1 protein-coding gene is annotated in these 1579 nt (G+C 40.8%); it reads left to right on the top strand.

What is annotated here, in order from left to right; genetic code table 11:
• Window positions 1-271 precede the first annotated feature (271 nt).
• Window positions 272-1441: an IS110 family transposase gene (locus ACTNBF_RS16405; RefSeq protein ID WP_441089697.1), complete on the top strand. Its 1170-nt coding sequence runs from the start codon at window positions 272-274 to the stop codon at window positions 1439-1441.
• Window positions 1442-1579: the final 138 nt, after the last annotated feature.

Raw genomic sequence — 1579 nt, 5'->3', positions numbered from 1 at the left:
CTTGTATGATAATTAGGAAGTTAATTATCACACGTTCCTTTCTTTTTAATATCGTGGTTCAATACAATTCAGATACTATGGACTTTTGATTTTTCCCTGTAGCTTGACTACTCAACTGGAGTGTATTGCCGCTACCTTTATCTGAATTGTTTATCAGCTGGATGTTGCCGGAGTGTTTTTTCACTCAGAGTACTTATTTCTATCAAGTCTACGATGATAATCGATGGTGGACATCATGGTATCAGACTTTATGAAAGGGAGGTACAACCTCATGAAAATTTTTGTAGGCATTGATATTGCCAAACTCAACCATTTCGCCGCTGCGATTTCTTCCGACGGTGAAATAATTCTTGAGCCGTTCAAATTCACAAACGACGCTGATGGCTTCCAACTGCTGATCTCTAAGCTCGAATCATTCGACAAGAACAGCATCATCATCGGTCTTGAGTCGACGGCACACTACGGTGACAACCTTGTTCGATACCTTGTTACTGAGCTTTACCAAGTGTGTGTGTTGAACCCCATCAAAACCTGTCAGATGCGAAAGAATAACGTTCGCAAAACTAAGACAGATAAGGTCGACACATATGTGATTGCTAAAACTCTTATGATGCAGGACAACCTTAGATTCGTCAGTTTCTTTGATTTAGATATGATGGATCTTAAGACCTTAGGACGCTTTCGGCAGAAAACCATAAAGCAGAGAACCCGCTTAAAAATCCAACTGACAACCTATGTTGATCAGGTGTTTCCGGAAATTCAGTACTTCTTTAAATCCGGTCTGCATCAGAAAGCTGTCTATGCTCTTTTAAAAGAGGCACCTTCTCCAAAGAAAGTCGCTTCCATGCATATGACTCATCTGGCTAATCTACTCAAAGTGAACTCACACGGACACTTTACCAAAGAGCAGGCCAAAGAATTAAGAGTTCTGGCACAGAAGTCTGTCGGTGCTAACGACAGCGCTATATCTATCCAAATAACTCAAACCATCCAACAAATTGAGTTACTTGATAGCCAATTAGAGAAGATTGAAGCTGAGATGACAGAAATCATGAAATTCAACGATTCTGTTATCAAAACCATTCCTGGTATCGGATATATCAATGGTGGAATGATTCTTGGTGAAATAGGTGATATTCACCGTTTCTCCAATCCTAATAAGTTGCTTGCATTTGCCGGTTTGGATCCGTCTGTTTACCAGTCTGGTAACTTCCAGGCTAAGACAACCCGTATGTCCAAACGCGGTTCACGCGTTCTAAGATACGCTCTTATCAATGCAGCTTGGAACGTTGTTAGAAACAACGCAACCTTCAAGGCTTATTACGATGCCAAAAGGGCTGAAGGCCGGACACATTACAATGCACTTGGGCATTGTGCCGGCAAACTTGTCAGGGTCATCTGGAAGATGCTTACTGACAATGTAGAATTTAACCTCGAGTAAGAGGTCTGTATACCAATATCGATAGATTTGAAAAATGCACCCACCCGGGAGCTTTATTAAAGTTACCCTTTTTTACCATCGGTACGAAAAAAGAATTTTGGGCTAATTTATACTTGACTTTTCATAGCTGGTCTCCTT

The sequence above is a fragment of the Bariatricus sp. HCP28S3_A4 genome (assembly GCF_052066395.1).
In the GTDB taxonomy this organism is placed as follows: Bacteria; Bacillota; Clostridia; order Lachnospirales; family Lachnospiraceae; genus Allocoprococcus.
This window is presented reverse-complemented; position numbering and strand designations above follow the sequence as displayed.

Bases quoted from the DNA above. Each gene is read 5' to 3' on its own strand.
- ACTNBF_RS16405 (WP_441089697.1), top strand. From the start codon at position 272: ATGAAAATTTTTGTAGGCATTGATATTGCCAAACTCAACCATTTCGCC.